The organism is Marinobacterium lacunae, from assembly GCF_000705555.1.
GTDB lineage: Bacteria > Pseudomonadota > Gammaproteobacteria > Pseudomonadales > Balneatricaceae > Marinobacterium_D > Marinobacterium_D lacunae.
Genome location: NZ_JMQN01000011.1, coordinates 217,122 through 232,285, shown reverse-complemented (window position 1 = coordinate 232,285; position 15,164 = coordinate 217,122). Strand labels below are relative to the sequence as shown.

Annotated in this window: 16 protein-coding genes; 8 read left to right on the top strand and 8 right to left on the bottom strand. The window is 57.5% G+C overall.

All coding sequences use genetic code 11. From position 1 onward, the window contains the following. The 4 genes from tsaA to ADIMK_RS02165 form a co-directional block, all read right to left on the bottom strand. Window positions 1–720, bottom strand: a complete 720-nt coding sequence (gene tsaA / locus ADIMK_RS02180; protein WP_036182953.1) for a tRNA (N6-threonylcarbamoyladenosine(37)-N6)-methyltransferase TrmO — start codon at window positions 718–720, stop codon at window positions 1–3. A gap of 6 nt (window positions 721–726) precedes the next feature. After that, window positions 727–1,473, bottom strand: coding sequence for a sulfite exporter TauE/SafE family protein (locus ADIMK_RS02175; protein ID WP_036182951.1), 747 nt, complete (start codon window positions 1,471–1,473; stop codon window positions 727–729). Beyond that, window positions 1,470–3,110, bottom strand: a complete 1,641-nt coding sequence (locus tag ADIMK_RS02170) for a Na/Pi cotransporter family protein (protein WP_036182949.1) — start codon at window positions 3,108–3,110, stop codon at window positions 1,470–1,472. Before ADIMK_RS02170 ends, ADIMK_RS02175 begins: the two co-directional genes overlap by 4 nt. A gap of 63 nt (window positions 3,111–3,173) precedes the next feature. Further along, complete coding sequence (locus tag ADIMK_RS02165; RefSeq protein WP_156042748.1) at window positions 3,174–3,881, bottom strand: ComF family protein; 708 nt, start codon at window positions 3,879–3,881, stop codon at window positions 3,174–3,176. 108 nt (window positions 3,882–3,989) lie between these two features. Here ADIMK_RS02165 and bioB point away from each other — a divergent pair, with 108 nt between their 5' ends. From bioB to ADIMK_RS21180, 7 genes are read left to right on the top strand one after another with little or no spacing between them, the layout of a single operon-like run. Next, on the top strand, window positions 3,990–5,039 hold the full coding sequence (bioB, locus tag ADIMK_RS02160) for a biotin synthase BioB (RefSeq protein ID WP_036182947.1): 1,050 nt from the start codon (window positions 3,990–3,992) through the stop codon (window positions 5,037–5,039). An 8-nt stretch (window positions 5,040–5,047) separates the two neighbouring features. Then, complete coding sequence (gene bioF, locus ADIMK_RS02155; protein ID WP_036182945.1) at window positions 5,048–6,214, top strand: 8-amino-7-oxononanoate synthase; 1,167 nt, start codon at window positions 5,048–5,050, stop codon at window positions 6,212–6,214. Beyond that, a complete protein-coding gene (gene bioH / locus ADIMK_RS02150; RefSeq protein ID WP_036182943.1) occupies window positions 6,211–6,981 on the top strand; it encodes a pimeloyl-ACP methyl ester esterase BioH in 771 nt (256 codons plus the stop codon). Before bioF ends, bioH begins: the two co-directional genes overlap by 4 nt. Then, complete coding sequence (gene bioC / locus ADIMK_RS02145) at window positions 6,978–7,769, top strand: malonyl-ACP O-methyltransferase BioC (protein WP_036182941.1); 792 nt, start codon at window positions 6,978–6,980, stop codon at window positions 7,767–7,769. Before bioH ends, bioC begins: the two co-directional genes overlap by 4 nt. Further along, window positions 7,766–8,455, top strand: coding sequence for a dethiobiotin synthase (gene bioD, locus ADIMK_RS02140; protein ID WP_036182939.1), 690 nt, complete (start codon window positions 7,766–7,768; stop codon window positions 8,453–8,455). Before bioC ends, bioD begins: the two co-directional genes overlap by 4 nt. 60 nt (window positions 8,456–8,515) lie before the next feature. Continuing rightward, on the top strand, window positions 8,516–8,764 hold the full coding sequence (locus tag ADIMK_RS02135; protein WP_051692327.1) for a hypothetical protein: 249 nt from the start codon (window positions 8,516–8,518) through the stop codon (window positions 8,762–8,764). A gap of 57 nt (window positions 8,765–8,821) precedes the next feature. Then, a complete protein-coding gene (locus ADIMK_RS21180; protein ID WP_051692325.1) occupies window positions 8,822–9,778 on the top strand; it encodes a putative metalloprotease CJM1_0395 family protein in 957 nt (318 codons plus the stop codon). On the opposite strand, the gene ADIMK_RS02125 is transcribed toward ADIMK_RS21180, so the two are convergent. Genes ADIMK_RS02125 through xseA form a run of 4 tightly spaced genes read right to left on the bottom strand, consistent with a single transcriptional unit; the run spans window position 9,769 to window position 13,439 of the window. Next, the gene (locus ADIMK_RS02125; protein ID WP_036182937.1) at window positions 9,769–10,536 is read right to left on the bottom strand and encodes an alpha/beta fold hydrolase; all 768 of its coding nucleotides are present in this window, start codon (window positions 10,534–10,536) and stop codon (window positions 9,769–9,771) included. The two genes, ADIMK_RS21180 and ADIMK_RS02125, sit on opposite strands and share 10 nt — an antisense overlap. 59 nt (window positions 10,537–10,595) lie before the next feature. Further along, on the bottom strand, window positions 10,596–11,222 hold the full coding sequence (bamJ, locus tag ADIMK_RS02120) for a BamJ family beta-barrel-assembly machinery protein (protein ID WP_036182935.1): 627 nt from the start codon (window positions 11,220–11,222) through the stop codon (window positions 10,596–10,598). 55 nt (window positions 11,223–11,277) lie between these two features. After that, a complete protein-coding gene (locus ADIMK_RS02115; protein ID WP_036182933.1) occupies window positions 11,278–12,090 on the bottom strand; it encodes a peptidoglycan DD-metalloendopeptidase family protein in 813 nt (270 codons plus the stop codon). A gap of 2 nt (window positions 12,091–12,092) precedes the next feature. Further along, window positions 12,093–13,439 (bottom strand): exodeoxyribonuclease VII large subunit, encoded by a 1,347-nt coding sequence (xseA, locus tag ADIMK_RS02110; protein WP_036182931.1) that lies wholly within the window; start codon window positions 13,437–13,439, stop codon window positions 12,093–12,095. Between the two features lie 163 nt (window positions 13,440–13,602). Between xseA and guaB the strand changes: the two genes are divergently transcribed. Then, complete coding sequence (guaB, locus tag ADIMK_RS02105) at window positions 13,603–15,072, top strand: IMP dehydrogenase (RefSeq protein ID WP_036182929.1); 1,470 nt, start codon at window positions 13,603–13,605, stop codon at window positions 15,070–15,072. Window positions 15,073–15,164: the final 92 nt, after the last annotated feature.

The window sequence follows — 15,164 nt, the reverse complement described above, 5'->3', positions numbered from 1 at the left end:
TTACAGTGTCTGGGCTTGTTCTGTCAGATCCTGAACCTCTATTTCCGTGTCGGTAATGCGAAAGCGGATGTTGAGATTGTGCAGGGCTATGCCGTAGACCCGCGCGGGATCGCGTTGATAGGCCGGGCGGGGGTCGCAGCGCAATACCTCTTCGATCTGCTGCTCCAGCGGTTGATTCAGACGCTGGCTGTAAAGCGCCAGTTTTTCGCGTGCCGTCTCCAGCCAGTGCACGGGAAGATCGAGCGTCTCTATCTTCTCTGCCAACGCAAAATGGGCATCAGGCAGCGCATCCGAGTAAGGCAGGTAGGGTTTGATATCCAGTATTGGGGTGCCATCAAGCAGGTCGGCACCGCGCACATCAAGCAGCACTCTGTTGCCCTCCTGACGTATGGCGATCAGCTCTACCGGTGACAATCCGATCGGGTTGGGACGAAAGGGCGAACGCGACGCGAAGACGCCCAGGCGCTTGTTACCGCCCAGACGAGGCGGTCTGACCATCGGTTTCCAGCCCTGATCGGCGGTGGCGCTGAACAGGAAAATCAGCCATATATGGCTGGCCTCCTCCAACCCTCTGACCGACTCGGGAGAGCCGAACTCGGGGTAGAGTTCGATAGTCGCGCTGAGTGATTCCGCCAGCCCCGGCTGGCGGGGAATGCCGAACTTCTCGCTGAAGGCGCTGTGGATAACACCGATGGGCTGCATAGTGATGGTCTGGCTCATCCTGTTTTATCCCGTAAAAGCGTCGAACAGCAATTTACTGCCGGTGGCGAAAAGAAGCACGAAGCAGATGCGGTAGAACCAGGCTTCGCTGATACGGTGGTGCATCCAGTAGCCCAGTCGAACGCCTACCGGGGCGAGCAGGGCAAGTACGGCGGAGGTTGACAGGTTCGCGGTATCGAACTGACCCAGCATTGAGTAGGGGATCAGCTTCATGTAGTTGATCGCCGCAAACATGATGATGGTGGTGCCGATATAGAGGCCTTTTTCCAGACGCAGGGGCAGCAGGTAGATATTAAGTGGTGGGCCTCCGGCGTGCACACTGAAGCTGGTGAAGCCGGTTATCAGCCCCCAGAACCCGCCTCGGGGTATGCTGGGCTGTTTGGGCTCTTTACTGCCGGGGCGCAGCCAGTAATTAAGCGTAAACAGCACGGCGATAGCGCCGACGATGAATTTGAGGTGCTGATCGCTCAGGTAGCGGAAGGTCAGCGCACCGATAATGATGCCGATCAGTGCAGCAGGAATCAGTGTCTTGAGCAGCGGACTGAAACCCTTGCCGCGAAAACTCCACAACCCCACCAGATCCATAAGACAGAGTATCGGCAGCATGATGGCGGCAGCCTGAGCGGGGCTTATGACCAGTGACATCAGCGGAACCGCGAGCATGCCGAGCCCACCCCCGAATCCGCCCTTGGATATGCCGACAATCAGGATCGCCGGTATTGCGGCGGCGTAAAACAGTGGGTCGGTGATCATCCTTGTATAGGCTCCTCTGCCAGCGCGTTTCTGTGCATGATGGGCAAGGTGCTGCTCCAGTGGCTGGAGGCCTTCTCGGCCTGTTCGGCCAGGCGTTGCAGCTGACTGCAGGCATCAAGCAGCGCCATGCTCTCTTCCGGGGAGATGTGCCCGGTCACGGTATCTTCAAGCATGCTGGCTTTCAATTGTTGATAGAGCTGATGTACATCGCGCATCAGCTGGTGACTCTCGTAACCTTGAGAACTGCTGTTCTCTTTAATCTCTGTCATATCGATCAGCCGTATCACAGCTTGCTGAAACAGGAACAGCTGATTGCGCAGGCCACTGCTTTGCAGCTGTTCGAACAGTGAGTGGTATTCAGGCAAGTGTGCCGAAAGGCGCGCCATCTCGCTGTAGTAGCGTGCGACGCGAATGGAGATCGGCAGCGTTTCGCTGATCTCCACGTTGAGGTTCTGTCGTGCCAGCTCCTGATTGAATTCGCTTATTTTGCCGACCAGGTGATAGATCCCCTGAGCTTGGGCTTCCAGTCGATTCTGGTCGGCCTCTTCGGCGCTGATCGCTTCCTTCGCCATGCGTGAGCAGCGTTGGCTTACACGTGCTAGTTCCCGGTTCATCGCCTCCACCGCCAGAGAGGGGGTGGTGAGAATGTTGTCATCCAGATACCGGGGGCGTGCTTCATCCTCTTCCAGACTGCTAAAGCGCTTGAGCAGAAAGGCTTCCATGCGATCGGTCAGGGGCCAGATCATGACCACGCCGGTGAGATTGAACAGGGTGTGGTAGAGCGCAAGCAGTGATACCAGATCGAAGCGCTGTGCATCCAGTCGGTCGAGCCAGCTGGCCAGCAGTATCAGAAAGATCAGTCCCACGGCTCCGGTGAGCAGGTTGAACAGGACATGGGCGGCCGAGATCCGTTTTGCGCTCGGTGTCGCGCCGATAGAGGCCAGCAAGGCCGTCGTGGTGGTACCGACATTGGCACCGATGACTAAAGCGGCTGCCGCCGACAGGGTGATGGAGCCTGTATGAACCAGTGACAACGCGATGGCCATGACGGCAGCAGAGGCCTGCATCAGAAAGGTGAGAATGAACCCGGCGGTCACGAATAGGGTTAGCGCCAGTGGGCCGTTGCCGATCTCGTTCAGTGGGATCTGCTCTGATATGCCGTCGAAACTGCTGCGCAGGAAATCGAGCCCGATAAAGAACAGGCCGAATCCGGCAATAGCGGTACCAAAATGGCTCAGTCGTCCATTTTTGTTGACGATGCGTGCCAGCATGCCAGCACCGATCATCGGCAGCGCGAAGGCGCTGATCTTGACTTTGAAGCCGATCAACGCGACCAGCCAGCCGGTCATGGTGGTGCCTATGTTGCAGCCGTAAATAACCGCGATCGACTGGCCAAGCGTAAGCAGGCCCGCGTTTACGAAACCCAGAGTGGCAACGGTTACCGCGCTCGATGACTGTACGGCGGCCGTAATCAGCGTACCCGAGAGCAGGCCGCGCAGTTTGGATTGAGTCGCCGCTTCCAGTGCGCGCTTGAGTGAACGCCCGGCCGCCTGCTTAAGGCCGGTCGTCATTAGCTGCATGCCGAGCAGGAAAAGCCCGATACCGCCAATAAATTGGCCTAGCATCTCCAGGGTCATTATCACTCCGATGACAAACAGGGAATACGCGGGGAAGTCTAACCAAGGTTGCGCTTAAGCGCATTAGCCCTTTGTGGGCGTGCGTGCCAGTACCCAAACCTCCACACGTTGCGCACCGGCACCTTTAAGTAGCCTGGCCAACTCCTGAGCTGTGCTGCCAGTGGTCATGACATCGTCGATAAGGGCGACATGCGCAGGTATTGTTCCCGTGAGTCGAAAACTGCCGAAGAGGTTTGCACTTCGCGTGCTTCGATCAAGACCGGCTTGTGAAGCGGTAGCGCGCCGCTTGCGTATCAGTCCCTGATGCACGGGTAGGCGCAAATGTCGGCCCAGCTCACCGGCAATCAGCCCCGCCTGGTTGAAACCGCGCTTTAGCGCTCGCCAGGGATGCAGGGGTACAGGCAGCAGTAACTCAGGTGGCGAGTCGATGCGATCCTCAAGCATCTGTGCGAATACGAGGCTGAGCCAGCCGAGCGCTTCCGGTCGCCTGTTATATTTGATAGCCGGTATCAGTTGGTTGATCGGGAAGGTATAGGCAAAAGCGGCGTGGGTGCGATCAAAGGCGGGAGGGCTCTGTTGGCAATGACGGCATAGCTGAATGTCGTCGCTCCTGGGCGGTATCGGCTCGCCACATTGGTGGCAGGCACTGATCAACCAGGGGAGGTCGGAGTGGCATGCTTCGCACAGGCCGTGGGTGTCGGCCTTATATATTTGGCATAAATGGCACGACTGGTCAAAAAATAACCTGTAGTAACTCTTTAGGTTTTTCATAAGTTGACAGTTCCCTCTGTCGGTTTATGATTGGCGTCCAATGCTTTTGATCGCGCTATATCAGCGCTGAATCAGACCTACGGATATGCTGAACGGGAGCCGGATACAATGCAAACAATGGGCGAAGTGCGTCACGACTGGACCGAAAGTGAGGTAAGAGCGCTGTTTAAACTGCCGTTCAACGATCTTTTGTTCCGGGCTCAAAGTATTCATCGCCAGCATTTCGATCCCAATGAAGTACAGGTCAGCACCCTGTTGTCGATCAAGACAGGGTCTTGCCCGGAAGACTGTAAATATTGCCCGCAGAGTGCGCATTATGACACCGGTCTGGAAAAGCAGCGCCTGATGGAGGTTGAGGCGGTGCTGGCCAAGGCGCGACAGGCAAAGGAGGCCGGCTCCACCCGTTTCTGCATGGGCGCGGCCTGGAAGCATCCCACCGAACGTGATATGCCTTATGTGCTCGAGATGGTCAAAGGGGTTAAGGAGATGGGGCTGGAGACCTGTATGACCTTGGGTATGCTCAAGGAATCACAGGCACAGGAGCTGGCGGAAGCCGGTCTTGATTACTACAACCACAACCTCGATACCTCGCCGGAGTTCTACGACAAGATCATCACCACACGCACCTATCAGGACCGGCTTGATACGCTCGGTCACGTGCGCGATGCCGGCATGAAGATCTGCAGCGGTGGCATTCTCGGTATGGGTGAGACTGCCAAGGACCGTATCGGATTGCTGCGTCAGCTGGCCAACCTTCCGCAGCAGCCTGAGTCGGTGCCGATCAACATGCTGGTCAAGGTTGAGGGTACGCCGCTTGAGAATGTAGAAGATCTGGATCCTCTGGAGTTTATCCGCAACATCGCCGTTGCCCGAATCATGATGCCGAAGTCTCATGTGCGCCTGTCAGCCGGCCGTGAGCAGATGTCGGATGAGCTGCAGGCGATGGCGTTCTTCGCGGGCGCCAACTCCGTTTTCTACGGTGAGTGCCTGCTCACTACACCGAACCCCGAGACCCATCGTGATATCCAGCTGTTCAAGCGTTTGGGTATCAACATGGAGCAGCGCATCGAAGCCTCCGACGCTGAGCAGGAGCAGACGATCAACCGGGATCTGCAAGCACAGCAGGACAACGCGCTGTTTTACGAAGCGGCCAACTGAGGTCGCCGATGTCCTTCGATCAGCTTGAAACTGAACTGGCGGAGCGACGCGCTGCGCACCTCTATCGTCGACGTCGACTTCTGGAGTCCCCTCAAGGGCCGGAGATCGTGGTCGACGGTGTGAGGGGGCTTGCGTTCTGCTCCAACGACTACCTTGGCCTTGCCAACCATCCGGCGCTGAAACAGGCATTGATCGACGGTGCCGAACGTTTCGGTGTCGGTGGAGGCGCTTCGCATCTGGTGATGGGGCATTCCAGTGCGCATCATCAGTTGGAAGAGGCGTTGGCTGAGTGGACCGGACGCCCGCGTGCACTGCTGTTCTCCACCGGTTACATGGCCAACATGGGCGCAATCAATGCCCTGATCGACAAGCGCGATGCCGTGTTTCAGGATCGCCTGAACCATGCCTCGTTACTGGATGGCGGGCTGCTTAGCGGTGCTCGCTTTCAACGCTATCTGCACAATGATGTCACCAGTCTGGAACAGCGTCTGGCAAGAACCGATGCGCGCAGGAAACTGGTGGTGACCGACGGCGTGTTCAGCATGGATGGCGATATTGCTGACCTGCCCGCGCTTAGCGCGGTAACTCGACAGGCCGGTGGCTGGTTGATGGTCGATGACGCCCATGGCTTTGGTTGTCTTGGCCCGCAAGGCGGTGGCTGCGTTGAGCACTTTGGTCTTGGTATCGACGAAGTGCCTGTGCTGGTAGGGACTCTGGGTAAGGCGTTTGGCACGGCTGGAGCATTTGTGGCCGGTAGCGAAGCGTTGATCGAAACCCTGATTCAGCATGCACGCAGCTATATCTATACAACCAGTATGCCGCCTGCTGTGGCCTGGGCGACGCTTTCCAGTCTCAAGCTTGTTCGCGACGAGAGCTGGCGTCGTGACAAGCTCAACACGCTGATCGCGCTCTTTCGACAGGGGGCCTCGGCGCTTGGGTTTGAGTTGATGGACTCGCCGACACCGATACAGCCGATCCTGATCGGTGAGGCCAGCGAGGCCTTGCGTATAAGCCAGGCGCTGGAGGACGAGGGCATCTTTATCGGTGCTATCCGTCCGCCGACGGTGCCCGCCGGAAGTTCCCGCCTGCGTGTGACGTTCAGTGCATCGCACAGCGAAGAGCATGTGTTGCGTCTGCTTGATGCCCTGGAGCGTGTCGGGAGACCGCGGGCATGACACTCCATGTCGAACACTATGGCAAGACGGGTCCGCAGCTGGTGCTGCTTCACGGCTGGGGCCTTTCCAGTGCCATCTGGCAGACGCTCATCGAAGCATTGGCGCCACATTATCGTCTGACGCTTGTGGACCTGCCGGGGCTTGGACGTTCTTCCGAATTGGCCGAAACGTCTTTGGTGTCCATGGTCGATGCGATAGTCGCGGAAGTGCCTCAAGGTGCGATCTGGATCGGGTGGTCGCTTGGCGGCTCGGTGGCGCTGGCTGCGGCGGCCGCGGCTCCCGAGCGTGTGCGCGCGCTGGTGATGATCGCCTCGAACCCCTGCTTTGTGCAGCGAGACAATTGGCCCTGTGCCATGCCGGCTACTACGTTCGATGCCTTTGTTGGCGGGCTTTCAGATGATCCCGGCAAAACACTGAACCGTTTTGCGCTGTTGCAGACCCAGGGTAGCGCCTCTGCGCGTCAGGAGCTGCGGCTGTTAAAGCGTGTGATCGCCGAGAGTGATGCTAAGCCTTCGGGTTTGTCTGCAACGCTTGAGCTGCTCAGAGAGGATGCGCGGGCGTATCTGCAGAGGGCTTCACAGCCGACATTGCTGGTACTGGGAGAGCGCGATCCGCTGGTTCCAATGGCGGTGGCCGAACACATAACCGGACTGCGCGATGATCTTGTGATACGACGTTACGCAACGGCCGCTCACCTTCCTTTCGTGAACGACCCTGAGCGCTTTTTGGCAGACCTTGATGGCTTCGTTGCCGGAGTATTGTCATGACGCTTGCAGTGCGTGACAAAAGGCTGGTGGCTCAGTCATTCAGTCGGGCTGCATGTACCTATGACAGTGTGGCAGGCCTTCAGCGCAGTGTTGCCGACCGCTTGCTGGGCTGGCTTCCTGAGCTATCGCCTGAGGTGGTGCTGGATCTGGGTAGCGGAACCGGCTACGCCTCGTCTACTCTGCGACAGCGTTATCCTCAGGCGCTGCTGATCAGTCTCGATCTTGCCGAGGGTATGCTGAACTTTGCCCGAGGGCGGGAGCAGGCAGTACGTCATCATCATGTTTGCGGAGATGCGGAATCTCTGCCCTTGGCTGATGGCAGTGTCGATCTGGTCTATTCCAGCCTTGCCATACAATGGTGTGAACAACCGCAGCGGCTGTTTTGCGAGCTGTGTCGTGTTCTCAAACCCGGAGGGCAGCTACTGGTGGCAACTTTGGGGCCGCAGACTCTCTACGAGCTCAAGAAGGCCTGGGCTGAGGTGGATGATGATCGTCATGTGAACGAGTTTATCCCGCTGGAAGCGCTTAAGTCGGCTGGCGAAGGGCTTGTGCCGGTGCGTGAGATGATCGAACAGCGTGTGCTGGAGTATCGGCAACTGGGTGAGCTGATGCATGAGTTGAAAGCGCTGGGCGCGCACAACGTCAATCCGCGGCAGCAACAGGGATTGTCGGGGATGACCAGATTGCGCACGCTTTCCCGGGCGTATGATGGACAGCGTCTTGCCAATGGTTCGCTGCCGGCCAGTTACGAAATCTATTATCTGCAGTGGCAGAAGGGCTTGAAGTGAAACAGATCTATTTTGTGACCGGTACTGACACCGATGCCGGCAAGACGCTGGTTGCGGCTGGTTTGCTGCACAAGGTAAATGAGAGTGGCTTAAGAACCATTGGCCTCAAACCGCTTGCGGCCGGTTGTGACGAGACACCCGACGGGCTGAGAAATGCCGATGCGTTGATATTGCAGGCGACTGCCAGCGTGAAGCTTGCATACGAGCAGGTCAATCCGGTGGCGCTGCGTGAGCCGATGGCACCGCACATAGCTGCATTGCGTGAAAACCGTCGTCTCTCGTCGGATCGGTTGGTCTCGTTTTGTCGCGGTACTCTGATGCAGCCAGCGGACTTCGTGCTCATTGAGGGGGCCGGTGGCTGGCGTGTGCCACTGAATCCATCTGAGACGCTGGCGCGGGTGCCGCAACAGATGCAGATACCGGTAGTTATGGTGGTGGGGATGAAACTGGGTTGCATAAGCCACGCGCTGCTGACTGCTGAGGCGATTGCGCGCGATGGCCTGACCCTGGCCGGGTGGGTGGCCAATGTGGTCGACCCCGATATGCCGGTGCTGCAGGAGAATATCGATACGATTCGTGCTTCCCTGAGAGCGCCACTGCTTGGCGTGGTGCCCAGGCTGGAACCATGCACACCGGCGGCGGCAGCAGAATACCTTGATGTGGAACCCCTGCTGACTAAAAAGTGAACAATTTTTTTTGGCGCGCTATAATGCTCCCGATACTCACAAAGTGTTGAGGGGTGAACGATGATAAATGGAATTCTTTCCCAGAGCGCGGCACTGTATCAAACGAATCGTAGTGTTGATGGTGTGCAGCGTGCTGCAGGCGATATTCAGGGCTCTGGCCAGCCTCCGGAGCCGGAATTGGCATCTGGAAGCCAGATTGGCGCCAATCTGAAAGAGACCACTGTAGATCCTACCGCAGCAGGGGCCAGTACCCAGGTGGTAGAAGAGGCAAGTGAAGCGCTGGGTCTAATTATCGATACGCGTGCCTGAATCCTGATCTGAGCAGAGTGGGTTTGCCCTCGCGCGCAGTCGAATTCGGAAGACATGATGATTACGGCTATATCATCATATACAGCCTACACCTCCCAGCTCCCCAGCAATCGTGGAGCTGAGGCGGCTAATGTCGATGAGCGCGATCGTGCGCAGAGAAACTCGACGCCTGCCGATGCCACTTCTTCCCAATCCAGCTCACAATCCTCTACTCAGAATGATACCGGAAGCGGTCTGCGTGGCGAGAAGCGCGTAAACGGTACTCAGCGAAGTTCGGATGTGGATCAGCAGCTCATAGATGAACTTGCCGTCCGGGATCGTGAGGTGCGAGCCCATGAGCAGGCGCATCAAGCCGCTGGTGGTGGTTTGGCCGGCAGTGCGAGTTTTACATACGAGCGCGGGCCGAACGGAAAACAGTATGCCGTAGGCGGTGAAGTCAGCATCGCTGCCCCAGTCAGCAGTGACGACCCTCAGGCGGATCTTGAGAAGGCGCAGATTATTCTGCGTGCAGCACTGGCTCCGGCTGATCCGTCTGGGCAGGATCTCAAGGTGGCGGCCGCCGCCAGAGCGTTGGCGACCAATGCGCAGGTGGGACTGGCAACTCAAGGTAGCGAAGAATCCGAAAACAGCGCCAACCGGCAAGAAGCGGCGTCTGAGCGTCAGAGTGATGTGGAGGTTGCCCAGCAGGCTGAGAGTGTGCAGCCGCGTACCAGTGAGTTGCAGCAGGAACTTCCCTTGGCATCTGGAGATGCCAATACGGAGTCTCAGGTGGAGGAGTTCTCTCCCTCGGTAATAGAGCGCTATGAGCAGCGCCAGGCCGAATCCGAAGAACGTCGGGCGGCGTTAGAGGAGGAACAGCGTGCGCATGAGCAAAGAGCGGAGCAGTTGGCCGAATACCAGCAGGAGATGGCGCAAATACAGCAGCGACTTGCCGAGATCAATAAGAAGTTTGCCAACGCTGGCGCGCTCGATATCCCGTATCCGGTCGGTTCTTTCATCAATGATCAGGCCTGATGGGCCAAAAACCTTTCCACCAGACGCGTAAATGCACCGGGCTTTTCGGCATGCAGCCAATGCCCCGTGCCTTCGATAACCTTGTAACTGGCATTGGGAAAGCGAGTCTTGATCGCCTCAGCATGCTCCGGCAACAGGTAGTCTGAATCGCCCCCCTTGATGAAAAGCACAGGCCCTGTGTATTGCCCTTCTGAGGGAGCCGCCGCAATGTGGTCATATTCTCGATGAAGGGATTCCAGATTCATCTTCCAGGCAAATCGACCCTGAGCATCACGCTGCAGATTTTTCAGCAGAAAGGCGCGCACGCCTGCTGAGTCTACATGCTCGGCCAGTTGCTGGTCGGCGTTGGTCCGGGACTTGATCGTATTCAGATCGACATTGAGCAAGCCTTGGAATACGGCGTTGTGATGCGGGGGGTAGGTGACCGGCGCGATGTCGGCGACAATCAGTTTATCCACTCGGGATGGGTGATCGATCGCTAGCTGCATAGCCACTTTGCCACCCATGGAGTGTCCGAGAATGAACGCGTGCTCTATCTCAAGGCGATCCATCAGCTCAATAACATCTCCGGCCATCGAGCGATAGTCGACGGCGTCACTATGGGGGGAGCTGCCGTGGTTGCGCAGGTCGGCCGCGACGATATCAAATTGGTCGCTGAGCATTTTTATCTGGGCGCCCCAGTTCTCCCAAGTGCCGAACAGACCATGCAGAATGATCAGTGTTGGGCCTGATCCGGTACGATGATAGTGCAGTTCCACGCGATACACTCCTGACAGGCAGCACGTAAAAAGGGAGAGGCTAGCCTCTCCCGTTTCGATCAGATGATGTCGATCAGCTCGACATCGAATACCAGCGTCGAGTAGGGCGGGATACCACCCGGTGAACCCTGTGCACCGTATGCCAACTGGTAGGGGATGTAGAGCTTCCATTTGGCGCCTACATTCATCAGCTGAAGCGCTTCAGTCCAGCCCGCAATGACGCCGCCAACCGGAAACTCCGCCGGGGTGCCGCGCTGATAGGAACTGTCGAAAACGCGGCCATCGGTGAAGGTACCGTGATAGTGAACACGTACTTTGCTGCTGCGCTCTGGCTTGGCTGAGGCTTCATCACCGGCCTCGATCACTTCATATTGCAGACCGGATTCCAGAGTAACAACGCCGTCGCGTTTGCCGTTGTCAGCGAGGAAATCGACGCCGGCCTGCATCGCAACTTTGGCTTCCTGCTCCTGCTTCTCGCGCAGCCTTTTGCTCAGTTCATTGAAGGCTGCAGACAGGTCTTCAGGGTCTACGCGCAGCGCTTCACCGTTGAAGGCATCCTTCAGGCCCGCCGCAGCGGCTTCGATGTCGACGCCGTCGAAGCCGTTCTGGGCCAGTTGATCACCCATCTGGCGGCCGATGCCGTAGCTGGCGCGCTGCTCGATTGTTTCCAGGATCAGGTCACTCATTCTTGCATGTCCGTGTTTCGAAAATTAAGCGCACAAGACTACCACAGCAGTTGGGCTATTTCCCGTCGATGAACAGCAAGGGGTCAACACGCGTATTGTTCAGGCTGACGCTCCAGTGCAGGTGGGGACCGGTCACGCGCCCGGTTGCGCCAACCTGGCCAATACTGTCCCCTGTTTTCAGGGTGTCCCCGAGCTTCACGTCGATGTGGCTCATGTGACAGTACATGGTTGTCAGTCCATAGCCGTGATCGACTATCACTGTGTTGCCGTTGAAAAAGTAGTTGCCGACGGCGACCACTTTACCCGGGGCCGGCGCCGTTATCGCTGCGCCTGTTGGGGCGGCTATGTCCAGACCACTATGGGGTTTGCGTGGCTGTTCGTTGAAGAAGCGCCTCAAGCCAAACGGGCTGCTGAAAGGGCCTTCGGCAGGCAGTTTGAATTCGGTAATGGCGTGTTCGGGTTCGGACCAGCTCCTGAAGGCAGCCCCCATTTCTGCCGACTCTTTTCGCCAGCGCTTGATATCTTCAGGGTCGGGCTCGACATACCGCTTGTTGGCGACGGTCAGGTGTTGGCTTTCATAGGCCTTGTCGTTAATGCGAAAGCTGTATCCGCCCTGCTCAAGCGTGAGTTGCTGGGCTTCATCCGCCTTGGCATCCAGAGGGATACCCACAACCGCGACCCAGTTCGCATCGGATCCGGGCACTACCATGACACGGTTCTTGCCATAGTTGACGACTGGAGGCGTGGCGCTTTCCAGTCCGTCCAGCGGTACGATGGCGACACCGCCGGGTACGCGTGCCTCTTCTGGCAGGGCCAGGGCGGTGGTTGGAATCATCAGGGCTGTAAGCAGCCAGCGTCGCAAACTCATTATCACTCTCCAGTTTCAATACTTTCCACGGTGCAGGTCAAACGGCCTTTATGCAATCGCGCGTCGAGCCGGTCACCGGGTGTAACCTGTTCTGCTGAAGACACTGCTTGTCCCGCCGGGTTCAAAAGAATCGAGTAACCGCGCTCGAGAGTGGCCAGTGGGCTGACCGAGTGCAGCATGCCACTCTGTTGTGCCAGGCGCAGTCGGCTTCGTTCTATATGCCGCTGGATCAAACGCGGTAATAGCTGTTCGATTTGATCGAGACGTTGCCGGCTTTGCTCGATGCGCCGGGTCGGCGTGAGTCGCGCAAGGCGCTGGGTTGTCTGTGCCAGGTGTGTCCTGCGTTGCTGAACAAGCCTCAGCATCCCGCGTTGCAAGCGCAGCTCAAGTCGATCCAGCGCCTGCATATGTTCGCGTATCTTCTCGCCGGGGTGGCGAAGCCTCTGTCGGGTACCGAGCAGCTGTTGGCGTTTACGCTCAATCTGCCAGGAGATACGTGATTCAAGCCTTCTCTTGAGCTGCGAAAGGCGCAGCGTAAGCGCGTGTCTGTCGGGGCTTAACAGCTCAGCTGCCGCCGACGGGGTGGCTGCACGCTGGTCTGCACACAGGTCACTGATTGAAACATCCACTTCATGGCCAACGGCGGATACGATTGGGATCGCCGATGCGACGATAGCCCGTGCGACAATCTCTTCGTTGAATGGCCAGAGATCCTCAAGTGATCCGCCACCACGGCCAACAATCAGCACGTCGCACTGGTTATGCCGGTTGGCCAGCTCGATGGCCGAGACAATCTGCGCGGCAGCTTCGGCACCCTGTACGGCCGTCGGGTAGAGCGTGACGGGCAAACCAGGAAAACGGCGCTTCAGTACGGTGAGAATGTCGTGAATGGCGGCCCCGCTCGGAGAGGTTACAACGCCCAGGTGCTTGGGGTGGGGCGGCAGTCTGCGTTTACGTGCGACGTCGAAAAGCCCCTCTTTGTCCAGTTTTGCCTTCAGAGCATCGAAAGCCTGCTGCAGCTGGCCAAGGCCGCTTTTTTCCATACGCTCGCAAATCAACTGATAGTCGCCACGGCCCTCGTACAGGCTGACGCGGGCGGTCACCAGCACTTCGTCGCCCTCGCGAGGTACAAATCCTGTCCGTTGGTTGCTGTTGCGGAACATGGCGCAGCGCACCTGTGCCTTTGCGTCTTTCAGGGTGAAGTACCAGTGCCCGGATGAGGGGCGGGCAAAATTGCTGATTTCGCCGATGACCTGGATGGATAAAAACGAGTGCTCAAGCAGTGATTTTACCTGCCTGTTCAGCGCGCTGACGCTTAGCGCACGATTGGATGAGGGTTGTATAGTCATGCGCTCATTCTACAGTGGATCGAATACAAGATGGCAGTGTGATCCGTGGCAAGATTTCCTCTGTCATAACCGAGATGTAAATTGAGCTTAGCGGGGGATTTCTGTACAATTTCCCGTTTCACTTTTCACTGAACTCTTCTTTAGAAATACAGGCAGGCTAAGAATGTTGCGAATCGTTGAGGAAGCGCTCACTTTTGATGATGTTTTGCTGGTGCCTGGCTACTCCGAAGTCCTGCCCAAAAATGTTTCTCTGAAAACTCGACTGACCAAGGGGATTGAGCTGAACATCCCGTTGGTGTCGGCGGCAATGGATACGGTAACCGAGGCACGTCTGGCGATTGCAATGGCGCAGGAAGGCGGTATTGGAATCATCCACAAGAACCTGACACTCGAAGAGCAGGCCGCGCAGGTGCGTAAGGTCAAGAAGTTCGAGTCCGGTGTTGTGACCGACCCCGTTACCTGCTCGTCAGATACCACCGTGCGCGAAATTCTTGAGCTGTCCCAGCAGTACGGTTTTTCCGGTTTTCCGGTTGTCGATGGCGAAGAGCTGGTGGGTATCGTAACCAGCCGCGATGTGCGCTTTGAGAAGGATCTTGATGCCCGTGTCAGCACCATCATGACACCGAAGGAAAAGCTGGTAACGGCGCGTGAAGGCGAAGAGGTTTCTGTCATCAGCGAGCTGCTGCGCAAGCATCGCATCGAGAAGATTCTTCTGGTTGACGACAAGTTCGCGCTGCGCGGCATGGTAACTGTCAAGGATATGAACAAGGCCCAGGCCTACCCGAACGCTACAAAGGATGACAAGGGTCGTCTGATTGTAGGTGCCGCTGTCGGTACCGGTGCTGAAACAGAAGATCGCGTACGTGCACTGGCTGCTGCCGGTGTTGACCTGATCGTCGTTGATACAGCACACGGTCACTCCAAGGGCGTTATCGATCGTGTTGCCTGGGTTAAGCAGAACTTCCCGCAGGTACAGGTTGTCGGTGGCAATATCGCAACCGCAGAGGCGGCTATCGCACTGGCTGATGCAGGTGCCGATGGCGTCAAGGTCGGTATCGGCCCGGGCTCAATCTGTACTACCCGTATCGTTGCCGGTATCGGCGTGCCCCAGATCAGCGCTGTGGCTAATGTTGCAGAAGCGCTGAAAGATCGCGGTGTGCCGCTGATTGCAGACGGTGGTATTCGTTTCTCCGGTGATATCGCCAAAGCGATAGCAGCGGGTGCTGCGGCGGTCATGGTCGGTTCTATGCTGGCCGGTACCGATGAGGCGCCGGGTGAGGTTGAGCTGTTCCAGGGACGTGCTTTCAAATCCTATCGCGGTATGGGATCGCTCGGTGCCATGTCCGGTACAACCGGTTCGTCCGACCGTTATTTCCAGGATGCCAAGGCTGGGGTCGACAAGCTGGTGCCTGAAGGCATCGAAGGTCGCGTTCCCTGCAAGGGCCCGATGAGTGGTGTGGTCCACCAGCTGATGGGCGGTCTGCGGGCCTCCATGGGCTATACCGGTTCTGCAACGGTTGAAGAGATGCGCACCAAGCCCAAGTTTGTTCGTATCACCAATGCGGGCATGAGCGAAAGCCACGTGCACGATGTAAGCATTACCAAAGAAGCGCCGAACTATCGAGTCGGCTGATCGCTAAACTGAGATGTTAACGGGAGTGGGGCGGTTGCCGCCCCACTTTTCGTTTTTATCGCTTTAGAGCCTCCGGGTTTCGGTGGAGTCAC

Bases quoted from the DNA above. Each gene is read 5' to 3' on its own strand.
- tsaA (WP_036182953.1), bottom strand. From the start codon at position 720: ATGAGCCAGACCATCACTATGCAGCCCATCGGTGTTATCCACAGCGCC.
- ADIMK_RS02175 (WP_036182951.1), bottom strand. From the start codon at position 1,473: ATGATCACCGACCCACTGTTTTACGCCGCCGCAATACCGGCGATCCTG.
- ADIMK_RS02170 (WP_036182949.1), bottom strand. From the start codon at position 3,110: ATGACCCTGGAGATGCTAGGCCAATTTATTGGCGGTATCGGGCTTTTC.
- ADIMK_RS02165 (WP_156042748.1), bottom strand. From the start codon at position 3,881: ATGAAAAACCTAAAGAGTTACTACAGGTTATTTTTTGACCAGTCGTGC.
- bioB (WP_036182947.1), top strand. From the start codon at position 3,990: ATGCAAACAATGGGCGAAGTGCGTCACGACTGGACCGAAAGTGAGGTA.
- bioF (WP_036182945.1), top strand. From the start codon at position 5,048: ATGTCCTTCGATCAGCTTGAAACTGAACTGGCGGAGCGACGCGCTGCG.
- bioH (WP_036182943.1), top strand. From the start codon at position 6,211: ATGACACTCCATGTCGAACACTATGGCAAGACGGGTCCGCAGCTGGTG.
- bioC (WP_036182941.1), top strand. From the start codon at position 6,978: ATGACGCTTGCAGTGCGTGACAAAAGGCTGGTGGCTCAGTCATTCAGT.
- ADIMK_RS02135 (WP_051692327.1), top strand. From the start codon at position 8,516: ATGATAAATGGAATTCTTTCCCAGAGCGCGGCACTGTATCAAACGAAT.
- ADIMK_RS21180 (WP_051692325.1), top strand. From the start codon at position 8,822: ATGATTACGGCTATATCATCATATACAGCCTACACCTCCCAGCTCCCC.
- bamJ (WP_036182935.1), bottom strand. From the start codon at position 11,222: ATGAGTGACCTGATCCTGGAAACAATCGAGCAGCGCGCCAGCTACGGC.
- ADIMK_RS02115 (WP_036182933.1), bottom strand. From the start codon at position 12,090: ATGAGTTTGCGACGCTGGCTGCTTACAGCCCTGATGATTCCAACCACC.
- xseA (WP_036182931.1), bottom strand. From the start codon at position 13,439: ATGACTATACAACCCTCATCCAATCGTGCGCTAAGCGTCAGCGCGCTG.
- guaB (WP_036182929.1), top strand. From the start codon at position 13,603: ATGTTGCGAATCGTTGAGGAAGCGCTCACTTTTGATGATGTTTTGCTG.